This is a genomic window from Streptomyces sp. NPDC015661 (assembly GCF_043077765.1).
Taxonomy (GTDB): Bacteria; Actinomycetota; Actinomycetes; order Streptomycetales; family Streptomycetaceae; genus Streptomyces.
In genome coordinates this window covers 642,474-660,939 of record NZ_JBIBST010000001.1, presented here as the reverse complement: position 1 = coordinate 660,939, position 18,466 = coordinate 642,474, and the positions used below count along the sequence as shown (strand labels likewise).

The 18,466-nt window shown below is 72.0% G+C and carries 16 protein-coding genes; 7 read left to right on the top strand and 9 right to left on the bottom strand.

The features are described 5' to 3' along the window. Positions 1–95 precede the first annotated feature (95 nt). On the top strand, positions 96–1,277 hold the full coding sequence (locus ACF07V_RS03200; protein WP_392151125.1) for an outer membrane lipoprotein carrier protein LolA: 1,182 nt from the start codon (positions 96–98) through the stop codon (positions 1,275–1,277). A 66-nt stretch (positions 1,278–1,343) separates the two neighbouring features. Here ACF07V_RS03200 and ACF07V_RS03195 read toward each other — a convergent pair whose 3' ends face one another. Both ACF07V_RS03195 and ACF07V_RS03190 read right to left on the bottom strand, forming a co-directional pair. Next, entirely contained in the window at positions 1,344–2,654 is a 1,311-nt protein-coding gene (locus ACF07V_RS03195) for a M28 family peptidase (RefSeq protein ID WP_392151124.1), read from the bottom strand. 190 nt (positions 2,655–2,844) lie between these two features. Then, entirely contained in the window at positions 2,845–3,198 is a 354-nt protein-coding gene (locus ACF07V_RS03190; RefSeq protein ID WP_392151123.1) for a hypothetical protein, read from the bottom strand. Between the two features lie 158 nt (positions 3,199–3,356). On the opposite strand from ACF07V_RS03190, the gene ACF07V_RS03185 reads away from it, so the two are divergent. Then, positions 3,357–4,004: an NADPH-dependent F420 reductase gene (locus tag ACF07V_RS03185; protein WP_392151122.1), complete on the top strand. Its 648-nt coding sequence runs from the start codon at positions 3,357–3,359 to the stop codon at positions 4,002–4,004. On the opposite strand, the gene ACF07V_RS03180 is transcribed toward ACF07V_RS03185, so the two are convergent. Beyond that, the gene (locus tag ACF07V_RS03180; RefSeq protein WP_392151121.1) at positions 3,953–4,594 is read right to left on the bottom strand and encodes a DUF4291 domain-containing protein; all 642 of its coding nucleotides are present in this window, start codon (positions 4,592–4,594) and stop codon (positions 3,953–3,955) included. The genes ACF07V_RS03185 and ACF07V_RS03180 overlap by 52 nt on opposite strands. A gap of 101 nt (positions 4,595–4,695) precedes the next feature. Here ACF07V_RS03180 and ACF07V_RS03175 point away from each other — a divergent pair, with 101 nt between their 5' ends. Further along, positions 4,696–5,013 carry a DUF6401 family natural product biosynthesis protein gene (locus tag ACF07V_RS03175; RefSeq protein WP_392151120.1) on the top strand — a complete coding sequence of 106 codons (318 nt, stop codon included), beginning with the start codon at positions 4,696–4,698 and terminating at the stop codon, positions 5,011–5,013. Positions 5,014–5,019: 6 nt separating this feature from the next. Here the strand turns inward: ACF07V_RS03175 and rarD are convergent, their stop codons facing one another. Then, positions 5,020–5,925, bottom strand: a complete 906-nt coding sequence (gene rarD / locus ACF07V_RS03170; RefSeq protein WP_392151369.1) for an EamA family transporter RarD — start codon at positions 5,923–5,925, stop codon at positions 5,020–5,022. A gap of 156 nt (positions 5,926–6,081) precedes the next feature. Further along, positions 6,082–6,957 (bottom strand): SDR family oxidoreductase, encoded by an 876-nt coding sequence (locus tag ACF07V_RS03165; RefSeq protein WP_392151119.1) that lies wholly within the window; start codon positions 6,955–6,957, stop codon positions 6,082–6,084. A gap of 112 nt (positions 6,958–7,069) precedes the next feature. On the opposite strand from ACF07V_RS03165, the gene ACF07V_RS03160 reads away from it, so the two are divergent. The 4 genes from ACF07V_RS03160 to ACF07V_RS03145 all read left to right on the top strand — a co-directional run bounded on the left by ACF07V_RS03160 (position 7,070) and on the right by ACF07V_RS03145 (position 12,798). Then, positions 7,070–7,465: a winged helix-turn-helix transcriptional regulator gene (locus ACF07V_RS03160; RefSeq protein ID WP_392151118.1), complete on the top strand. Its 396-nt coding sequence runs from the start codon at positions 7,070–7,072 to the stop codon at positions 7,463–7,465. Between the two features lie 83 nt (positions 7,466–7,548). After that, positions 7,549–8,391, top strand: a complete 843-nt coding sequence (locus ACF07V_RS03155; RefSeq protein ID WP_392151117.1) for a hypothetical protein — start codon at positions 7,549–7,551, stop codon at positions 8,389–8,391. Then, positions 8,388–10,616: a bifunctional serine/threonine-protein kinase/ABC transporter substrate-binding protein gene (locus tag ACF07V_RS03150; RefSeq protein ID WP_392151116.1), complete on the top strand. Its 2,229-nt coding sequence runs from the start codon at positions 8,388–8,390 to the stop codon at positions 10,614–10,616. The genes ACF07V_RS03155 and ACF07V_RS03150 overlap by 4 nt, the downstream gene beginning before the upstream one ends. A 4-nt stretch (positions 10,617–10,620) precedes the next feature. Further along, positions 10,621–12,798: a bifunctional serine/threonine-protein kinase/ABC transporter substrate-binding protein gene (locus tag ACF07V_RS03145; protein WP_392151115.1), complete on the top strand. Its 2,178-nt coding sequence runs from the start codon at positions 10,621–10,623 to the stop codon at positions 12,796–12,798. 45 nt (positions 12,799–12,843) lie between these two features. Here ACF07V_RS03145 and ACF07V_RS03140 read toward each other — a convergent pair whose 3' ends face one another. The 4 genes from ACF07V_RS03140 to ACF07V_RS03125 all read right to left on the bottom strand — a co-directional run bounded on the left by ACF07V_RS03140 (position 12,844) and on the right by ACF07V_RS03125 (position 18,457). Beyond that, complete coding sequence (locus ACF07V_RS03140) at positions 12,844–13,896, bottom strand: 2-oxoacid:ferredoxin oxidoreductase subunit beta (RefSeq protein WP_392151114.1); 1,053 nt, start codon at positions 13,894–13,896, stop codon at positions 12,844–12,846. Next, positions 13,889–15,826, bottom strand: a complete 1,938-nt coding sequence (locus tag ACF07V_RS03135; RefSeq protein ID WP_392151113.1) for a 2-oxoacid:acceptor oxidoreductase subunit alpha — start codon at positions 15,824–15,826, stop codon at positions 13,889–13,891. Before ACF07V_RS03135 ends, ACF07V_RS03140 begins: the two co-directional genes overlap by 8 nt. A 283-nt stretch (positions 15,827–16,109) precedes the next feature. After that, a complete protein-coding gene (locus ACF07V_RS03130) occupies positions 16,110–16,841 on the bottom strand; it encodes a LuxR C-terminal-related transcriptional regulator (protein ID WP_392151112.1) in 732 nt (243 codons plus the stop codon). A gap of 323 nt (positions 16,842–17,164) precedes the next feature. Further along, on the bottom strand, positions 17,165–18,457 hold the full coding sequence (locus ACF07V_RS03125; RefSeq protein WP_392151111.1) for a sensor histidine kinase: 1,293 nt from the start codon (positions 18,455–18,457) through the stop codon (positions 17,165–17,167). Positions 18,458–18,466: the final 9 nt, after the last annotated feature.

Here is an 18,466-nt window from a genome sequence, read left to right as displayed (position 1 = left end):
AGGTTGATCCCGCGGGCTGACGATTCCGGGCCTCCGAGTTGGTGAGATGGAGTCATCATCCACAGGGGCAGCACGGTACGGAGGTAGCGGAGACCATGGCAGAGACCCGTAAGGCGAGCCGGTTCATCGTCCCGGTCGCGGTGGCCGGAGTGGCCGCGGCGACCATCGGGCTCGTCCCGGCGCTGGCGGCGTCGGGCGACCCGGACCTGCCGGAGATCACGGCCCAGCAGCTCATCGAGAAGATCGCCGCCTCGGACACCCAGACCCTGTCCGGCACCTTCAAGATCTCCACCGACCTGGGTCTGCCGGCCCTCGACGGCCTGGCGTCCGGCCTCGGGGGCCTGGGCGGCGGCGACGGCGGCCCCTCCTCGGCGGACCCGTCCGAGAAGCTCACGGAGCTCGTCTCGGGCAGCCACACGCTGCGCGTGGCGGCGGACGGCCCCGAGCGCCAGAAGCTCACCCTGCTCGACGGCTCCGACGAGTACAGCCTCATCCACAACGGCGACGACGTCTGGGCCTACGACAGCAAGTCGAACGAGGTCTTCCACGAGAAGGGCGCGGCGGGCGAGGGCGAGAAGGCCGACGCCGGGAAGAAGCTCCCGGGCTCGCCCAAGGAGCTCGCCGACGAGGTCCTGAAGGCCGCGGGCGACACGACGTCGATCACGGTCGACGGGACGGCGAAGGTGGCCGGCCGGGACGCGTACCAGCTGGTGATCAAGCCGAAGCAGTCCGGTTCCACGGTCGAGTCGGTGAAGATCGCGGTGGACGCGGCCAACGGCACCCCGCTGAAGTTCACCCTCTCCTCGGTCGAGGGCGGCAAGCCGGTCGTCGACGCGGGCTTCACGAAGGTCGACTTCGGGAAGCCGGCCGCCTCGGAGTTCGCCTTCACCGCGCCGAAGGGCGCGAAGGTGACGGAGGGTGCGGCGGAGAAGGCGACGGACTCCGCGGAGGACCTGCCGAAGGGCTTCGAGGAGGGCCTCGGCCTCCCCGGCCTCGGAGCGGGCTTCGGGAAGGACGGCGGCATGAACGTCATCGGCGAGGGCTGGACGGCGATCGCGAAGCTCGACACGGGCGCTCCGGCACCGAAGACCGACGAGGCGCCGAAGGAGGTCCAGGGCTTCCTGGACTCGTTCGGCGACAAGGTCAGCGGCGGGTTCGGCTCCGGCACCGTCTTCAAGACGAAGCTGGTGAACGCGCTCCTCACCGACGACGGCAGGGTCTACGTCGGCGCGGTGACGAAGGACGCGCTGGTGGACGCGGCCAACGCCGGTAAGTAGCAGGGAAGTTGGGACCCCGGGCGGGTCGGGGGCGATGTCACCGGCCCGCCCGGGAGTTCTGTGTGCCTACGGGAAGGTCAGCTTGAAGCCGCTGATGTAACCCGTGTCGATCGAGGCCTTGTCCTGGACGCGGAGCTTCCAGGCGCCGTTGGCGACCTCGGAGGAGGCGTTCACGGTGTACGTGGTGTTGATGTTGTCCGCGCTGCCGCCGGCCCGGTTGGACAGGTTGTAGACCGAGCCGTCGGGGGCGATCAGGTCGACGACGAGGTCACCGATGTAGGTGTGGACGATGTCCACTCCGACCTTGAGGGTGCTCGGCGCGTTCCCGGTGATGCCCGTGACGTTCACGGTGGAGGTCACCGCGGCGCCGTTGTCCGGGATGGAGACGTCGGCGGTGTTCTCGAAGACCGTGCCCGTCGGCGGGGTCGTCGTCCCGGTGGACAGGTTCCAGATCGCGTACGCGATGGCGTCCGCGTTCCGGTCCAGGGCGGTGTCGTTGATGTTCGCCGTGGTGTCGCAGGACGAGTGGTAGCAGCGGTCGAAGGCCTGCCCGGCCGTGCCGCCCCACTTCTGCGCCTGCGCCGAGGTCTTCGTGTAGTCGGCGCCGGAGAAGAGGCCGCCGACCGGGATGCCCACGTTCTTGAAGGGCGCGTGGTCCGAGCGGCCGTCGCCCTCGGTCTCGATCTCGGTGGGGATGCCGAGCCCGGCGTAGTAGTCCTTGAAGGTCTGCTCGATCGTCGGGTCGTCGTCGTAGACGAAGTAGCCCGGGTTCGGCGAGCCGATCATGTCGAAGTTCAGATAGCCGCTGATCTTCGAACGCTCGGTGCTGGGAAGGTTGTTGACGTAGTACTTGGAGCCGACCAGCCCCAGCTCCTCGGCGCCCCACCAGCCGAAGCGCAGGTGCTTCGTCGGCTGGAGCTGGGCGCGGGAGACGGCGAGCGCGGTCTCCAGGATCGCGGCGGACCCGGAGCCGTTGTCGTTGATGCCGGGCCCCGCGGTGACCGAGTCCAGGTGCGAGCCGGACATGATCACCTGGTTCGGGTCGCCGCCCGGCCAGTCGGCTATCAGGTTGTAGCCGGTGGCGCCGTTGTAGCTGAACTGCTGGAGCGTGGTGGTGTATCCGGCGGCGTCCAGCTTCGCCTTCACGAAGTCGATCGAGGCCTTGTAGCCGGTACGGCCGTGGGCGCGGTTGCCGCCGTTGGCGGTGGCGATCGACTGGAGGTCCGTCAAGTGCTGCTTGACGTTGGCGAGCGGGATGTCGGGCGCGGCGGCTGCCGCGGCCGGGTCGGCGGAGGCGCTGGTGCCGCTGAGTCCGGCGAGGGCGAGCGCCGCGAGGGCGGCGACCGCGGTGACGCGTCTGGGCACGGAGAGGTTCATGTGGGGGCTCCGGATTCCGAACGGGGATGGGACGGAACGTGCGAGACGCCTCGGGCGTGGGTGCCACGAGGCGGCTGGAGCTGTGCGGGTGCGCGCTTGTTCGGTTGTGCGATTGTTCGGTCGTGCGTGCTGAATGTTCAGCGAGAGTTTGACTCCGCGTCAAGAGCGGAAACCGGTCAGGTGCGTTCGCTCACCGGACAGTGGTTTCCCCGCCGTCGCGGCGGGTCATGGCCGGACGGTCGAGGATCTCGACGTACACGATCCGGCCGTGGACGATGTCGAGGTTGAGCATCCCCGTGTCGGCGAGCAGCGGCAGACAGCGATGGCCCTCGCCGTACGGGGTGCCGGGCCGGTGCTCCGAGGTGCGGATGCTCTGGCAGAAGTCGTCGGAGCAGCCGCATTCTCCGTGCAGCCGTATGTCCCGCACGACGATGGACAGTTCCCGTTCGCCCTCCTCTTCGAGGAGCCGGACGAGCTCGGTGACGAGTTCGGGGTACACCTCGCGGACCAGGGGCGGTTCCGGAGGCTGGGGTGCGGTGTTCACCCGGGGGAGTCTGGCGGTCCGCAGGTGCCGGGGCATCCCGTTTTCCGGACGGTCGGGACGCGGGGGCGCGTGGGACGGAATGGGACGGTCGGCGACGGGGTTCAGGCGCTAGGGTCGGGGGTTTCCGCGACTCGCAGCCGCCTCGAAGGAGCCCGCACATGAAGATCGCCGTACTGGGAACGGGTGAGGTCGGGCGTCGGCTCGCCACGAAGCTGGTCTCGCTCGGACACGAGGTGGCCCTGGGGTCCCGTACCGCCGACAACGCCGACGCCGCCAAGTGGGCCGCGGAGCACGGCGGTACGCACGGGACCTTCGCCGACGCCGCCGGCCCCGCCGAACTGGTCGTCAACGCGACCGGCGGGTTCGTCTCCCTCGCCGCCCTGGAGGCCGCGGGCGCCGAGAACCTGCGCGGCAAGGTCCTGGTCGACGTGTCCAACGCGCTGGACTTCTCGGAGGGCTTCCCGCCCAAGGTCGGCCTCCCCGACGGCCGGAGCGTCGCCGAGCACCTCCAGAGCGCCTTCCCGGAGACGCGCGTCGTCAAGACGCTCAACACCATGACCAACACCGTCATGGTCGAGCCCGGCCGGGTCCCGGGGCACCACAACGTCTTCCTCAGCGGTGACGACACGGACGCGAAGGCCGTGGTCGCGGAGCTGCTCGCCTCCTTCGGCTGGGCCGCCGACCGGATCATCGACCTCGGCGACCTGTCGAGCGCCCGCGCCGCCGAGCAGCTCCTCCCCCTGTGGCTGCGGCTCTACGGGCTGCTCGGCACGGGCGACTTCAACTTCGGCGTCGCGGGAGCCTGAACCCGCAGGTGGTCCAGGAGGCCCTCCGGCTCCGGGTAGGGCGTTTCCCGGGGCAGGAGCCCGGCGGCCGCCTCCAGGTCGCCGGACCTGACCAGGCCGTGGACCTCGTGGGCGAGCGCGGTCACGTCGGTGATCGAGACCGTCCACTCGTCCGCGTACCGGCGGGACGCCTCGCCCGACAGGCCGAGCTGGAGCGAGCGGTACGGGAGGGGCCGGAGGTGTGGATCGCGCTCCGGGTCCCACTGGACCCGGGCCGGCGCCTGCCTCAACTCCCGCTTCCAGGAAGCCTGGTCGGTGTGGAAACCGCGCTCGTAGTGGGAGAGGCAGGCGTTCCGCAGGGCCCACTCGAAGCCCTCGCGGCTGATCTCCACGGCGAGGACCGTCTCCTGGCCCTCCTTCGTCCCCCAGCCGCAGCGGTACATCATCCACAGGAACGACGGCTTGATCCACGTCATCCGGTCCCGCTTCCAGACGTCCGGGAAACGGCCGTCGCGGGCCGCGGGCAGCCCGATCTCGGGCCGGTACGCCTGGTAGACGGTGACCGTGCGCCCGGTGTGGAGCGCGCGGATCCGGTACTTCGGTTCTTCCATGCGCCCCAGGGTGCGGGGAGGCGGCGGGGCGCGGCCACCGGATTTCTCGCTGCGAGCAAGCTCACGGTCTTTACGCCCCGGTACGACCCTAATGTGGAGGGATGAATGATTCGCCCGGCTGCCCGCTGACCGACGTCGCCGCCACGTACATGCCCCGGCTCTCGGAGTTCTGCTTCGAACCCGGGCTCGTGGCCGCCGTCGACCAGCACGCGGCGGCCGTGTGCGACGCGCTGCTCCCGGCCCGCCGGGGCCCGGAGGGCCGGACCGTCCGCCGGGAGGAGCTCGCCGACTACGTCCTCGGGTTCACCGACCGGCTCTCCGAGGCCGAGTGGACCGAGCCCGTCGGCCACGACTTCGCGACCCTTCGCCTGACGGCGGTCTGCTGGCTGATCCGGGAGCACGACCTCCTGGACGCGTGACCCTCGTCAGGACGCGGAGGTCACGGCGGCCGCGGGAGCGGTCTCCGTACGGGACGCGGCGGCCGCCGCCTCCATCTCCGCGCGGCTCTTCCGGGCCGTCCGCAGCGCGTCCCAGGTGAGGAGCGTCAGGGCCAGCCAGACGAGGGAGAAGCCCGCCCAGCGCTCGGCCGGCATCTCCTCGTGGAAGTAGACGACCCCGAGCAGGAACTGGAAGGTCGGCGCGAGGTACTGGAGGAGGCCCAGCGTCGACAGCGGCACGCGGATCGCCGCCGCCCCGAAGCAGACCAGCGGCGCGGCCGTGACGATGCCGGTGGCGGCGAGCAGCGCCGTGTGGCCGGCGCCGTGCTGCCCGAAGGCCAGGCTCCCCTGCGTCCCGAGCCAGACGAGGTAGGCGAGGGCGGGCAGGAACTGGACGGCGGTCTCGGCGGCGAGCGACTCCAGGCCGCCGATGTTGACCTTCTTCTTCACCAGGCCGTAGAGGGCGAAGGAGAAGGCGAGGGTGAGCGAGATCCACGGCGGCCGCCCGTACCCGATCGCCAGGACGAGCACGGCCGAGAGGCCGACGCCGACCGCCGCCCACTGCGCGGGGCGCAGCCGCTCCTTCAGCACGAGCACGCCGAGGGCGATGGTGACGAGCGGGTTGATGAAGTAGCCGAGGGAGGCCTCGACGACGTGGCCGGTGTTCACGGACCAGATGTAGAGGCCCCAGTTCACGGTGATCACGGCGGCGGCGAGGGTGATCAGACCGAGCTTGCGCGGGCTGCGCACGAGCTCGGGTATCCAGCTCCAGCGGCGCAGCGCGAGCAGCGCGATGCCGACGAAGGCCAGGGACCACACCATCCGGTGGGCGAGGATCTCGATCGCGCCGGCGGGCTTGAGGAGGGGCCAGAAGAGCGGGACCAGTCCCCACATGCCGTAGGCGCCGATCCCGTAGAGCAGTCCTGCTCGTCCCTCGTTCTTCTCCGTCTTCACCGGACCTCCCGCCCTGTGCGCCGCGCCTGTCCTGTCGAAGGTAGCGCCGCACGGGGCGGGTTGTCATGCCCGTATCGCCATACGGTCATGACAGTGTCACGAGGCCGCCAGCGCCTCCTTGATCGACTCGGCGATCGGGGTGGTCGGGCGGCCGATCAGCCGGGCCAGGTCGCCCGTCCGCAGGGCGAGCGCGCCGAGCGCGACGGCCCGGTCGACGTCGACGAGGATCTCGGCGAAGGGTGCCGGGACCCCGGCGCCGGTGAGGATCTCCAGGTGGGTGGCGGCGGGGACGTCGCTGTACGCGATCTCCCGGCCGGTCCGGGCCGCGACCTCGGCCGCGTACTCGGCGAGGGACCAGGCGGTGTCGCCGCTCAGCTCGTACGCCTTGTTCAGGTGCTCCTCGGCCGGGCCGGTGAGGACGGCGGCCGCGGCGGCCGCGTAGTCGGCACGGGCGGCGGAGGCGATCCGGCCCTCGCCGGCGTTGGCGACGACGGCGCCGTGGGCCAGGACCGGGGCGAGGTTCGCGGTGTAGTTCTCGGAGTACCAGCCGTTGCGGAGGAAGGTGTACGGCAGGCCGGACGCGAGGATCAGCTCCTCGGTCGCCTTGTGCTCGTCGGCGAGCGTGAAGTCGGCCTCCGGGCCGCCGAGGATGCCGGTGTACGCGAGCTGGGCCACGCCCGCCGCCTTGGCGGCGTCGATCACGGCGCGGTGCTGGGCGACGCGCTGCCCGACCTCGCTGCCCGAGATCAGGAGCACCCGGTCGCCGGCCTCGAAGGCCTCCGCCAGGGTCTCCGGGCGGCTGTAGTCGGCGATCCGCAGCTCGACCCCGCGCTCGGCGAGGTCGGCGGCCTTCGCCTTGTCGCGGACGACGGCGACGACGGACTCGGCGGGGACGGCGGACGCGCCGGAGAGGAGGGCGTCGACGACGAGACGGCCGAGCTGTCCGGTGGCTCCGGTGACGACGATGCTCATGATGCTTCCTTCTTCCCGTGGGGTGCGGTGGGGCGATGCGCTCACCCGATGCACTCACCGTACGGTGGGCGCTAACCTTTCGTAAGTACCCACTTTGAAGTAAGGTACTGGTATGGGAGTAAGTAAGCCGCCGAACGTGAACGAGCCGATGTGCCCCTCGCGCCTCGTCCTGGAGCACGTCACCAGCCGCTGGGGCGTCCTCGTCCTCGCGGCCCTCCTGGAGCGGTCGTACCGCTTCAGTGAACTGCGCCGCGAGATCGGCGGCGTCAGCGAGAAGATGCTGGCCCAGACCCTCCAGACCCTGGAACGCGACGGCTTCGTCCACCGCGACGCCAAGCCCGTCATCCCGCCCCGCGTCGACTACAGCCTCACCCCCCTCGGCGAAGGGGCCGCCCGCCAGGTCTGGGAGCTCGCCCGCTGGACCGAACAGCAGGTCGGCGCGGTCGAGGCGGCGCGTGAGCGCTACGACGGGGCGCGTCGCGAGAGTGCCACCGCTTCGTCCCAATGATGTTGTGGTCCAGGTGAGTTGGGTCGCCAGGCCGTACGATCTGCTCACCGATCGGGGGAATCCGTGAAGACCGTGGGGGAGCTGTGGCGTACGGGGACCGAAGACTGCTGCGTGCCTGCTGTGCCGTGATGGTGGGCGGGCTGATCGCGACCGGATGCAGTAGCGGCGGCGAGGGGAGGAAACCCGACGGCAAGAGCGGTACGAGCGCGACGGCGGCCCCGACCGAGGCCCCCGCCCCGACCCCGACCCCCACGCCGACCGCCCTCGACTTCACTCCGGACCCGAAGCGCGCGCCGAAGACCGAGGCCGAGGCCAGGCGTCTCGCCCTCGCCGTCGTCGCAGGTCCCGACGCCTGGGGCCCCGAGTACGTCAAGCGCAGCCCGTACCTCAGCGACCCGGAGTACTGGCCCGTGCTCGACGAGACCTGCTCCTGGGAGACCGGCAGCCGTCCCTCGACGGTGCTCTACAGCGTCACCGCCTACAGCGAGATCCCGGCCGCCGGCGGCAAGGGCAACCTGCGGGTCGCCTCCACCGTCACCGTGCACCGCACCGAAACCGACGCCGACTGGGAGATGGCCTCCACGCTCGAAGAGGCGCTGCGCTGCCCCGACCAGAGGCTGCGCGCCGGCGAGCGCATCTCCGGGCTCATCTCGGTCGGCAACGCGTTCGGCCGCGACGGCATGTACACCGCCGACGACTCCCTCGGCGAACGCGGCTTCTACGAGCGCGACGACGTGAAGGGGAAGCAGCAGTACGGCTGGACCCAGTCCCGCATCGGCCAGGTCACCGTCGCCACCGTCGTCAAGGCCGCCCCCGGCTATGCCGAGCAGGCCACGCCCACGACCACGGGCACGGTCCAGCCCCAGGCCAATGCCCTCATCACCATGCTGCAGCGCGTCAAGGAGCAGTTGGAGGTCCAGTCGTGAGCACTGCCGCCCCCCAGCCGGGACCCCAGCCCGGCGACCTCCAGCCCCTGCTGCCCTCCGACCCGTCCACGATCGCCGGATACCGGCTCCTCGGCCGCCTCGGCGCCGGCGGCATGGGCGTCGTCTACCTCGGCCGCACCGCCGCCGGCGAGCTCGCCGCCGTCAAGGTCACCCACGCCGACCAGGCCGACCAGCCCGACTTCCGCGCCCGCTTCCGCCGCGAGGTCGAAGCCGCACGGCGGGTCTCCAGCCCCTGGGCCGTGCCCGTCACCGGCGCCGACCCGGACGCCCCCGAACCCTGGATGGCCACCGCCTTCGTCGCGGGACCCTCCCTCGGCGAGGCCGTCACCGCGCACGGCCCGCTGCCCGAGCGGTCCGCCCGCCTCCTCGGCTGGTCCGTCGCCCGCGCCCTCGCCGCCGTGCACGCGGCCGGGCTCGTCCACCGGGACGTCAAGCCCGGCAACGTCCTCCTCGCCGTCGACGGCCCCCGCCTCATCGACTTCGGCATCGCCCGCAGCACCGGAGAGACCGCGCTCACCGCCACCGACATGGTCGTCGGCACGCCCGGCTTCCTCGCCCCCGAGCAGGCCGAGGCCCGCACCGACGCCATCGGCCCGCCCGCCGACGTCTTCGCCCTCGGCTGCCTCCTCGCCTACGCGGCGACCGGCCGCCCGCCCTTCGGCACCGGCGCCGTGGACGCCCTCATGTACCGCACCGTCCACGACGAGCCCGACCTCACCGGCGTACCCGAAGGGCTGCTCGACCTCGTCCGGGCCTGCCTCGCCAAGGACCCGGCCGCCCGGCCCACGGCGGCCGAGGCCTGCGTACGGCTCGTCGAGGACACCCCGCGCGACGGCGCCGAGTGGCTGCCCGCGCCCGTCGTCCGGACCATCGCCGAACGCTCCGCCCGGATGCTCGCCCTCCCCGAGATCGACACCACCGAGCCCGGCACGCCACCCGCCCCGCCCGCGAAGAGCCGGCGCGGCTTCCTGCTCGCCGCCGGCGGCGCCGTGCTCGCGGTGGGCGGCGGCAGCATCTGGGCGGGTCTCGGGGACGGCCGGGAGAGCGCGGGCGACGGCAAGAAGACCCCGCCGCCCCGCACGAGCTGGACCATCGGTGTCCTCGCCGACCTCTCCGGACCCGCCAAGGCGATCGGCCAGGCCCAGGAGCGCGGCGCGCGCCTGGCCGTCGAGCAGTTCAACGCCCGCAAGGACAAGCCCTTCACGCTCGAACTCAAGGTGGTCGACGACCGGAGCGACGCGGCCCGGGCCATGGAACGCGCCAGGGTACTGACCACCGACCCGGGGGTCATCGCCGTCCTCGGTGCCACCACCGACGCCGTCGGCCTGGCCGTCCTCCCCGCCTTCGAGGAGGCCGGAATCCCGCTGATCACGGTCTCGGCCGGATACAACCTGCTCACCCTGCGGCCCGACGGGAACCTGCCGAACGAGACGGTCCTGCGGGCCATCCCGAGCCACATCTTCGCCGGCGCCCACCTCGCCTTCGCCGCCACCCTGCTGCCGAAGATCAGCCGTCCCGGCGTCCTGGAGGACCGGATCGAGGACTCGTACAGCTGGCAGCTCACCGGCGGCGTGCGCTTCGGCTTCGGACAGGCCGGGATCACCCCGCACTACCGGGTCGTCCCGGCCCAGGCCCGGGCGCGCGACTACCGCCGGGTCCTCGGCGAGATGATCGACGCCGGCATCGACGCGTACATCCACTGCGGAATCACCGAGACCGCCGTCCTCGCGGCCCGCGCGCTCACCGAACTCGGCTTCACCGGGCCGAGGTTCACCGGCCAGCACGTCTTCGACCAGGACTTCGTCGAGCAGGGCGGGGCGGACGCCGAGGGCTGGTTCGTGTGCGCCCCCGTCGCCGACCCCGCCACGCTGAAGACGGCCGCCGCCTTCACCGCCGCCCACCGCAAGCGGTACGGCACGGCCCCCGCGTACTACGCGGGCGAGTCGTACGACGTGGTCACGATGACGCTCCAGCAGCTCGCGGCCGACACGAAGGCCGGCCGCAAGCCCGCCCGGAAGGGGCTGTGGGCCGCGCTGCGCAAGCAGAAGTACACCGGCGCGATGGGGTCCTACACCTTCAACGAGACGGGCGAGCTGAGCCCCGGCGGCACCTACGTCTACGCCGTGCAGAACGGCGCGTACAAGCCGGTCGGCGCCGCACCCCTGATGCCGAACAAGCCCGCGCGGAACAAGAAGAAGGCCTGAGCCCGTGCAGCCACTGCGCAAGGCCGATCCTTCGGCGATCGCCGGGTACCGCCTCCTCGGCCGCCTCGGCGCCGGCGGCATGGGCGTCGTCTACCTCGCCCGCTCGACCGGCGGTGCGCTCGCCGCGCTCAAGCTCATCCGCGCCGAGCACGCCGCCGACCCCGGCTTCCGGGAACGGTTCCGCCGCGAGGCGCGGGCCGCCGAACGCATCACCGGCCGCTGGGTCGTCCGCGTCCTCGGCGCCGACCCGGAGGCCCGCGAGCCCTGGCTGGCGACCGAGTACGTGCCCGGGCCCTCGCTCGCCGAGGCCGTCGCCCTGCACGGCGCCCTGCCCGAGCCGACCGTACGGGCCCTCGGCGCCCGTCTCGCGGCCGCGCTCGCCGACATGCACGAGGCAGGGCTCGTCCACCGGGACGTCAAGCCGGGAAACGTCCTCCTCGCCCTCGACGGGCCCCGGCTGATCGACTTCGGCATCGCCAGGACCGCCGGGGCGACCGCCCTGACCGCCACTGACGCGATGATCGGCACCCCCGGCTTCCTCGCCCCCGAACAGGCCCGCGTCGCCGGCTCGGGGGAGGTCGGACCGGCCGCCGACGTCTTCTCGCTCGGCTGCGTCCTCGCCTACGCGCTCACCGGCGAACGCCCCTTCGGTACGGGCGCGGTGGCGGCCGTCGTCTACCGCACGGTCCACGAGGAGCCCGCACTCGACGACGTACCGGACACGATCCTTCCCCTGGTCACGGCCTGTCTCGCGAAGGACCCGGAGGACCGGCCCACGGCGGCCGAGGTGCGGGCCGCCCTGGGGGAGGCCGGGGGCCCGGCGGGGGACTGGCTGCCGGACGGCCTGCCCGCCCTGATCGGCCGGCGCTCCTCCCGGGTCCTCGACCTGCCGGTGCCGGAGCCCACGATGCTCGTGGCAGACGAGCCCCCGCAGGGCCCTTCGCGCCGCCGGTTCCTGATCGGCGCCTCGGCGGCGGCCGTCGTCGGCGCCGGCGGCCTGACCGCCTACCTGCTGAGCCGTACGCCCTCCGGAAGCGGCGGCGGTACGGGCACGGGCGCGCAGCTCGCCACGTACACGATCGGCGTCGTCACCGACCTGAGCGGAGCGACGAAGGCCGACGGACGGGCGCAGGAACGCGGGGCGCGGCTCGCCGTGGAGACCCACAACGCCCGCGCCGACCGCACCTTCGACATGGCCCTGAAGGTCATCGACGACGGGGGAGACCCGAAGCGCGCCAAGGCGGCCGCCCGGGCCCTGGTCGGCATCGGGAACCTGGCCGTCGTGACCGGCCCGACGGTCACCGGGACGGACACCGCCGTCTACGACGAACTCCTCCTCCACAAGGTCCCGTTGGTGAGTGCGGTCGCCTCGGCCCAGGAATCGGACCTCGCCGGAACGGGCAACGCCCAGTACTACCTCGAGGCCCGGGCCTCGCCCGATGTGATGGTCGTGGCCTTCAGCCGGTGGCTGAACGAGCACGACCGCCGCAGAACCGCCGTCATAGAGGACCGGGCGGCCGGACGGTCCGCCTGGTTCGCCGCCAGGATCCTGAAGGAGAACGCCCCTTCGTCCGAAAAAGGGGGCATCACCACCTCCCACCCGGTGGAGGCGGGCAGCGAGGACTTCGAGTCCGTCGTCCGGCGGGCCCTCGCGGCGCGTCCCGACGGCGTGTACTACGCGGGGACGTCGCCCCGTCGGGCCGCGCTGTGCGCCAAGGCCCTGGCCCGTCAGGGGTACAAGGGGCCGTGCGGCAGCACGGAGCAGGTGCTCCAGCCCGAGTTCCTGAGCCTGGCGGGCCCGGCGGCGGAGGGCTGGTACTTCGGCACCGGCTACGTCGACCCCGGCCGCATGCCGGCCGGAAAACGGTTTGCCGCCGCCTATCGCGAGCGCTGGAAGCTGCCTGCGACAGCACCGTTCGAGCGGTACGCGACGGAGGCGTACGACATCGTTCACTGGATCGCGCAGGCGCTGCGCACGGCGCTCGCGAACAAGGTGGAGAACGTGGATTCCGCCGTCATGAACGGTCTGCGCCAGGGCCCGTACGAGGGGATCGCGAAGACGTACCGGCCCGACCTGAAGAACAGCAAGGACGCGGAGCTGAACGCGGTCTTCCTCTGGCAGGTGCGCGGCGGGGTCCCCACCTACCGGGGCCACTTCGCGACCGCCGCGAAGGAGGACTGACGAGGGGCCCGGCCCGCGCCGCGGACCGGGCCCCTCGGACGGGCGTCAGCCGACGACCGTCCAGGTGTCGTTGCCGGTCAGCAGCTGGGCGAGGTCGCCCTTGCCCCGCTGTTCGACGGCCTTGTCGAGCTGGTCCGCCATCAGCGTGTCGTACACCGGGCGGTCCACCGAGCGGAAGACGCCGATGGGGGTCTGGTGCAGGGTGTCCGGGTCCGCGAGGCGGGAGAGCGCGAAGGCCGTGGTGGGGGTGGCCGCGTGGGCGTCGTGGACGAGGATCCGCGCCTCGTTCTCCGGGGTGACCGTCACGACCTGGAGGTCGCCGGTGGACGGGTCGCGGACGACGCCCTTCTCGTTCTCGGCGCCGAAGCGGATCGGCTGCCCGTGTTCGAGGCGGATGACCGCCTCCTTGGCCTGGTCCTTGTCCTTGAGGACCTCGAAGGCGCCGTCGTTGAAGATGTTGCAGTTCTGGTAGATCTCGACGAGCGCCGTGCCGTTGTGCTCGGAGGCCTGGCGGAGCACCTCCGTGAGGTGCTTGCGGTCGGAGTCGACCGTACGGGCCACGAAGGAGGCCTCCGCGCCGAGCGCCAGCGACACCGGGTTGAAGGGCGCGTCGAGCGAGCCCATCGGGGTCGACTTGGTGATCTTGCCGAGCTCCGAGGTGGGGGAGTACTGGCCCTTGGTGAGGCCGTAGATCCGGTTGTTGAAGAGCAGGATCTTCAGGTTCACGTTGCGGCGCAGGGCGTGGATCAGGTGGTTTCCGCCGATGGACAGCGCGTCGCCGTCGCCCGTGACGACCCAGACGGAGAGGTCGCGGCGCGAGGTGGCGAGGCCCGTCGCGATGGCGGGCGCGCGGCCGTGGATGGAGTGCATCCCGTAGGTGTTCATGTAGTACGGGAAGCGGGAGGAGCAGCCGATGCCGGAGACGAAGACGATGTTCTCCTTCGCCAGCCCGAGCTCGGGCATGAAGCCCTGCACGGCGGCGAGGACCGCGTAGTCACCGCAGCCGGGACACCAGCGGACCTCCTGGTCCGACTTGAAGTCCTTCATGGACTGGGCGGCCTCGGCCTTCGGCACCAGATGCAGCAGGGGCTCAGGCATCGATGACCTCCTTGAGAGCGGCGGCGAGCTGCTCGGCCTTGAACGGCATGCCGTTGACCTGGGTGTGGCTGCGGGCGTCGACGAGGTACTTCGCCCGGACGAGGGTGGCGAGCTGGCCGAGGTTCATCTCGGGGACCACGACTTTCCCGTACCGCTTCAGGACCTCGCCGAGGTTCTTCGGGAAGGGGTTGAGGTGGCGCAGATGGGCCTGGGCGATGTGGCCGCCCTCGCGGCGGATGCGGCGGACGGCCGCCGTGATCGGGCCGTAGGTGGAGCCCCAGCCGAGGACCAGGGTGCGCGCGCCGTCCGGGTCGTCGACCTCGATGTCCGGGACCTCGATGCCGTCGATCTTGGCCTGGCGGGTGCGGACCATGAGCTCGTGGTTGGCGGGGTCGTACGAGATGTTGCCCGTGCCGTCCTGCTTCTCGATGCCGCCGATGCGGTGTTCGAGACCGGGGGTGCCGGGCACGGCCCAGGGGCGGGCGAGGGTCTCGGGGTCGCGCTTGTACGGCCAGAAGACCTCGGTGCCGTCGGCGAGGGTGTGGTTCGGCCCCATGGCGAACGGGGTCGTGAGGTCGGGCAGGTCCTCGACCTCCGGGATCCGCCACGGCTCCGACCCGTTGGCCAGATAGCCGTCCGACAGCAGGAAGACGGGCGTGCGGTAGGTCAGCGCGATCCGCGCCGCCTCCAGGGCCGCGTCGAAGCAGTCGGCGGGCGTCCTCGGGGCCACGACCGGGACCGGCGCCTCGCCGTTGCGGCCGTACATGGCCTGGAGGAGGTCGGCCTGCTCGGTCTTGGTGGGCAGACCCGTGGAGGGTCCGCCGCGCTGGATGTCGACGACGAGGAGCGGCAGCTCCAGGGAGACGGCGAGTCCGATGGTCTCGGACTTCAGCGCCACACCGGGGCCGCTCGTGGTGGTCACGGCGAGGGAGCCGCCGAAGGCCGCGCCGAGCGCGGCGCCGATCCCGGCGATCTCGTCCTCGGCCTGGAACGTCCGCACGCCGAAGTTCTTGTGCTTGCTGAGCTCGTGCAGGATGTCCGAGGCCGGGGTGATCGGGTACGAGCCGAGGTAGAGCGGCAGGTCGGCCTGGCGGGCGGCGGCGATCAGACCGTACGAGAGGGCCAGGTTCCCGGAGATGTTCCGGTACGTGCCGGTCGGGAAGGCCCGGGTCGCGGGGGCGACCTCGTAGGAGACGGCGAAGTCCTCGGTGGTCTCGCCGAAGTTCCAGCCGGCCCGGAAGGCGGCCACGTTGGCCTCGGCGATCTCCGGCTTCTTCGCGAACTTCTGGCGCAGGAAGGTCTCGGTGCCCTCGGTCGGCCGGTGGTACATCCAGGACAGCAGCCCGAGCGCGAACATGTTCTTGCTCCGCTCGGCCTCCTTCCGGGACAGGCCGAACTCCTTGAGGGCCTCCAGGGTGAGCGTCGTCAGGGGTACGGGGTGGACCCGGTACCCGTCGAGCGACCCGTCTTCGAGGGGCGAGGTCGCGTACCCGACCTTGGCCATGGCGCGCTTGGCGAACTCGTCGGTGTTGACGATGATCTCGCCGCCGCGCGGCACGTCCCCGATGTTCGCCTTGAGGGCGGCGGGGTTCATCGCGACCAGCACGTTCGGGGCGTCGCCCGGGGTCAGGATGTCGTGGTCGGCGAAGTGGAGCTGGAAGGACGAGACACCCGGCAGGGTTCCGGCAGGCGCCCGGATCTCGGCCGGGAAGTTCGGCAGCGTGGAGAGGTCGTTCCCGAAGGACGCCGTCTCCGAGGTGAAGCGGTCACCCGTCAGCTGCATGCCGTCACCGGAGTCACCCGCGAAGCGGATGATCACCCGGTCGAGCCGGCGCACTTCCTTCTCGGTGCCGTTGTGGGGCGTCGCCGGGGCACTGCGCTGCTCCCCGACCAGGGCCTCACCGGCCTCGCTACTGACCTGGCTGGTCACTGAACTGGACCTCCCTCGCGGCAAGGGGACTCTCCGCCGGAGGCGGGGAGAAGGCTCGGGGCGCGGCAGGCGGCCCCTGTGCGGAGATCACCTTCCGTCCCGAGGCCCACCCTACGACGGTAAGGGGGGCCTTCCCGGGACTTCTCACATCATGGACCTCTTTTTGAGACGCCCTCTTGCCCTGAATCGTCACGTTCTGTCGCCACCCGGAGTGTTCCGGAAAGTCGGATTCCGCCTCATCCTTTGGAACTAGGACCAGGATATCTGACAGGGTGTCAGATGATCAGGACTTCAGGTACGTCAATACCGCGAGCACCCGGCGGTGATCACCGTCGCTCGGGGAGAGACCCAGCTTCAGGAAGATGTTGCTGATGTGCTTCTCCACCGCGCCGTCGCTCACCACCAGGGCTTTCGCGATGGCGGAGTTCGTCCGGCCCTCGGCCATCAGACCCAGGACCTCCCGCTCGCGAGGAGTCAGATTCGCCAGCACGTCCTGCTGCCGGCTCCGGCCCAGCAGCTGCTGCACCACCTCGGGGTCCAGGGCCGTACCGCCCCCGGCCACCCGGACGACCGCGTCCACGAACTCACGGACCTCCGCGACCCGGTCCTTCAGGAGATAGCCCACGCCACGGGTGGAACCGGCCAGGAGTTCGGTGGCGTACTGCTCCTCCACGTACTGCGACAGGACCAGCACGCCGAGCCCCGGGTGCTCCTTCCGCAGCCGCACCGCCGCCCGCACGCCCTCGTCGGTGTGCGTCGGCGGCATGCGCACGTCGGCCACGACCACGTCCGGCAGCGCGCCCTCGCCCGCGAGGCCCGCGACGGTCTCCACCAGGGCCTCCCCGTCGCCGACACCGGCGACGACCTCGTGCCCCAGATCCGTCAGGAGCCGGGTGAGCCCCTCCCTGAGCAGTACGGAATCCTCGGCGATGACCACCCGTACGCGCCCCGCCACACCTTGCCCACTCACGCCCTGCAGCCCCCTGCCTCGGTCCTTCACCAGAACCCTCAGCATGTCAGCTCAACCCCACCCGCGGGCGCCTCCGCCCCCGCCCCGTGTGGCCAATTGCCCCGCTGCGCGGCGCCCACCCGCCGTGTGGGCATGCGTTCCGCTGGGGCGGCACCCCCACCCGGGGCTCCGCCCCGCCCCGCGCGGGCGGCGCCCGTACGGTGCGGTGCCCCGGCCCACCCGCCGTGTGGGCAATCGCCCCTTGCGGAACGCCTGCCCACAACGGGGGCGGGGGGCGGCGCCCATGCGGGCGTGGGCCCGCGGGGCTCGGCACGTGGGCGCGGGACCCTGGGGATCGGGTGTGCTCGGGGCGCGGCGTCGGCAGGGGGCTACGCGCGCCAGGGGAGTTCTACCGTCACCGTCGTCGGGCCGCCCGCCGGCGAGTCCACCGCCAGGACCCCGTCCACCGCACCCACCCGCTCCGCGAGCCCCGCCAGCCCCGTACCGCCGCCGCCCGAGGCCACCGCGCCCCCCACCCCGTCGTCCCGTACCTGGAGCATCAGCCGGTTCTCCGTGCGCCACACGTCCACCCAGGCCCGCCGCGCCCCCGAGTGCCGGGTGACGTTCTGGAGGAGCTCCGAGACCGTGAAGTAGGCGATGCCCTCGATCGCCGGCACCGGCCGCGCCGGCAGGTCCACGTCCACGGAGACCGGGACCGAGCACCGGGAGGCCACGGCGGAGAGCGCCGCGTCCAGGCCCCGGTCCGTGAGGACGGCCGGGTGGATGCCCCGGGCGAGGTCCCGCAGCTCCTGGAGGGCGAGCTTCACCTCGCCGTGCGCCTCGTCGACGAGTACCGCCGCCGCATGCGGGTCCCGCGCCAGCTTCTCCTTCGCGAGCCCCAGGTCCATGGCGAGCGCGGCGAGCCGCGCCTGCGCGCCGTCGTGCAGGTCGCGCTCGATGCGCCGCAGATCGGCCGCCGCGGTGTCGACGACCACGCCCCGGTCGGACTCCAGCTCCGTGACGCGCGAGGCCAGCCGGGACGGGCCGAGGAGCCCGGAGACGAGGAGCCGGTCGACGGAGAGGAGCCCCCGCAGCACCCACGGCCCGATGAGCACGAACACGAGCCCGATCGCGCTGGTCACGGCGATCTCGAAGGGCGCGTCGAGGTAGAGGGCGTGGGTGGCGTCGCCGTACAGCTGGATCCCGTCCTGCCCCACCCACGCGGGGAAGACCCACTGCCACAGCGGATACGTGAAGAGGCTCCAGCCCCAGGCCCACAGCGCCACGGTCACCGAGAACGAGAACACCGCCCACGGCATGTGCAGGACCGCGTACAGCAGGTGCCGCCACGACGCACCGCTCTTCAGCATGGCCCCCATCCACGAGAACGCCCCGCCGGTCCGCCCGCGCACCGGCTCCGGCGCGGCGACGTCGAGGCCGAGCAGCCCGCGCGCCCGGGCCCGCTCCACCGCTCCGAAGCCCCGGCACATCCCGAGCGCCCCGGCCAGGATCGGCACGCCGAGGAAGGTGATGAGCAGCCCGGCGCCGGCCGACACGAGGGCGACGGAGAGCGCGAACCAGCAGATGCTCAGCGGGAGCCCGATCAGCACGTACAGGACGGCCCGCCAGGTACGCGCCTCGAACGGCGCGCGGATCGCGGCGGGCAGGGGGAGGGAGGCCATCGCGGTGTT

Excerpts from the sequence above, each read along its gene's own strand:
- ACF07V_RS03200 (WP_392151125.1), top strand. The coding sequence starts at position 96 with ATGGCAGAGACCCGTAAGGCGAGCCGGTTCATCGTCCCGGTCGCGGTG.
- ACF07V_RS03195 (WP_392151124.1), bottom strand. The coding sequence starts at position 2,654 with ATGAACCTCTCCGTGCCCAGACGCGTCACCGCGGTCGCCGCCCTCGCG.
- ACF07V_RS03185 (WP_392151122.1), top strand. The coding sequence starts at position 3,357 with ATGAAGATCGCCGTACTGGGAACGGGTGAGGTCGGGCGTCGGCTCGCC.
- ACF07V_RS03180 (WP_392151121.1), bottom strand. The coding sequence starts at position 4,594 with ATGGAAGAACCGAAGTACCGGATCCGCGCGCTCCACACCGGGCGCACG.
- ACF07V_RS03175 (WP_392151120.1), top strand. The coding sequence starts at position 4,696 with ATGAATGATTCGCCCGGCTGCCCGCTGACCGACGTCGCCGCCACGTAC.
- rarD (WP_392151369.1), bottom strand. The coding sequence starts at position 5,925 with ATGTGGGGACTGGTCCCGCTCTTCTGGCCCCTCCTCAAGCCCGCCGGC.
- ACF07V_RS03165 (WP_392151119.1), bottom strand. The coding sequence starts at position 6,957 with ATGAGCATCGTCGTCACCGGAGCCACCGGACAGCTCGGCCGTCTCGTC.
- ACF07V_RS03160 (WP_392151118.1), top strand. The coding sequence starts at position 7,070 with ATGGGAGTAAGTAAGCCGCCGAACGTGAACGAGCCGATGTGCCCCTCG.
- ACF07V_RS03140 (WP_392151114.1), bottom strand. The coding sequence starts at position 13,896 with ATGCCTGAGCCCCTGCTGCATCTGGTGCCGAAGGCCGAGGCCGCCCAG.
- ACF07V_RS03130 (WP_392151112.1), bottom strand. The coding sequence starts at position 16,841 with ATGCTGAGGGTTCTGGTGAAGGACCGAGGCAGGGGGCTGCAGGGCGTG.
- ACF07V_RS03125 (WP_392151111.1), bottom strand. The coding sequence starts at position 18,457 with ATGGCCTCCCTCCCCCTGCCCGCCGCGATCCGCGCGCCGTTCGAGGCG.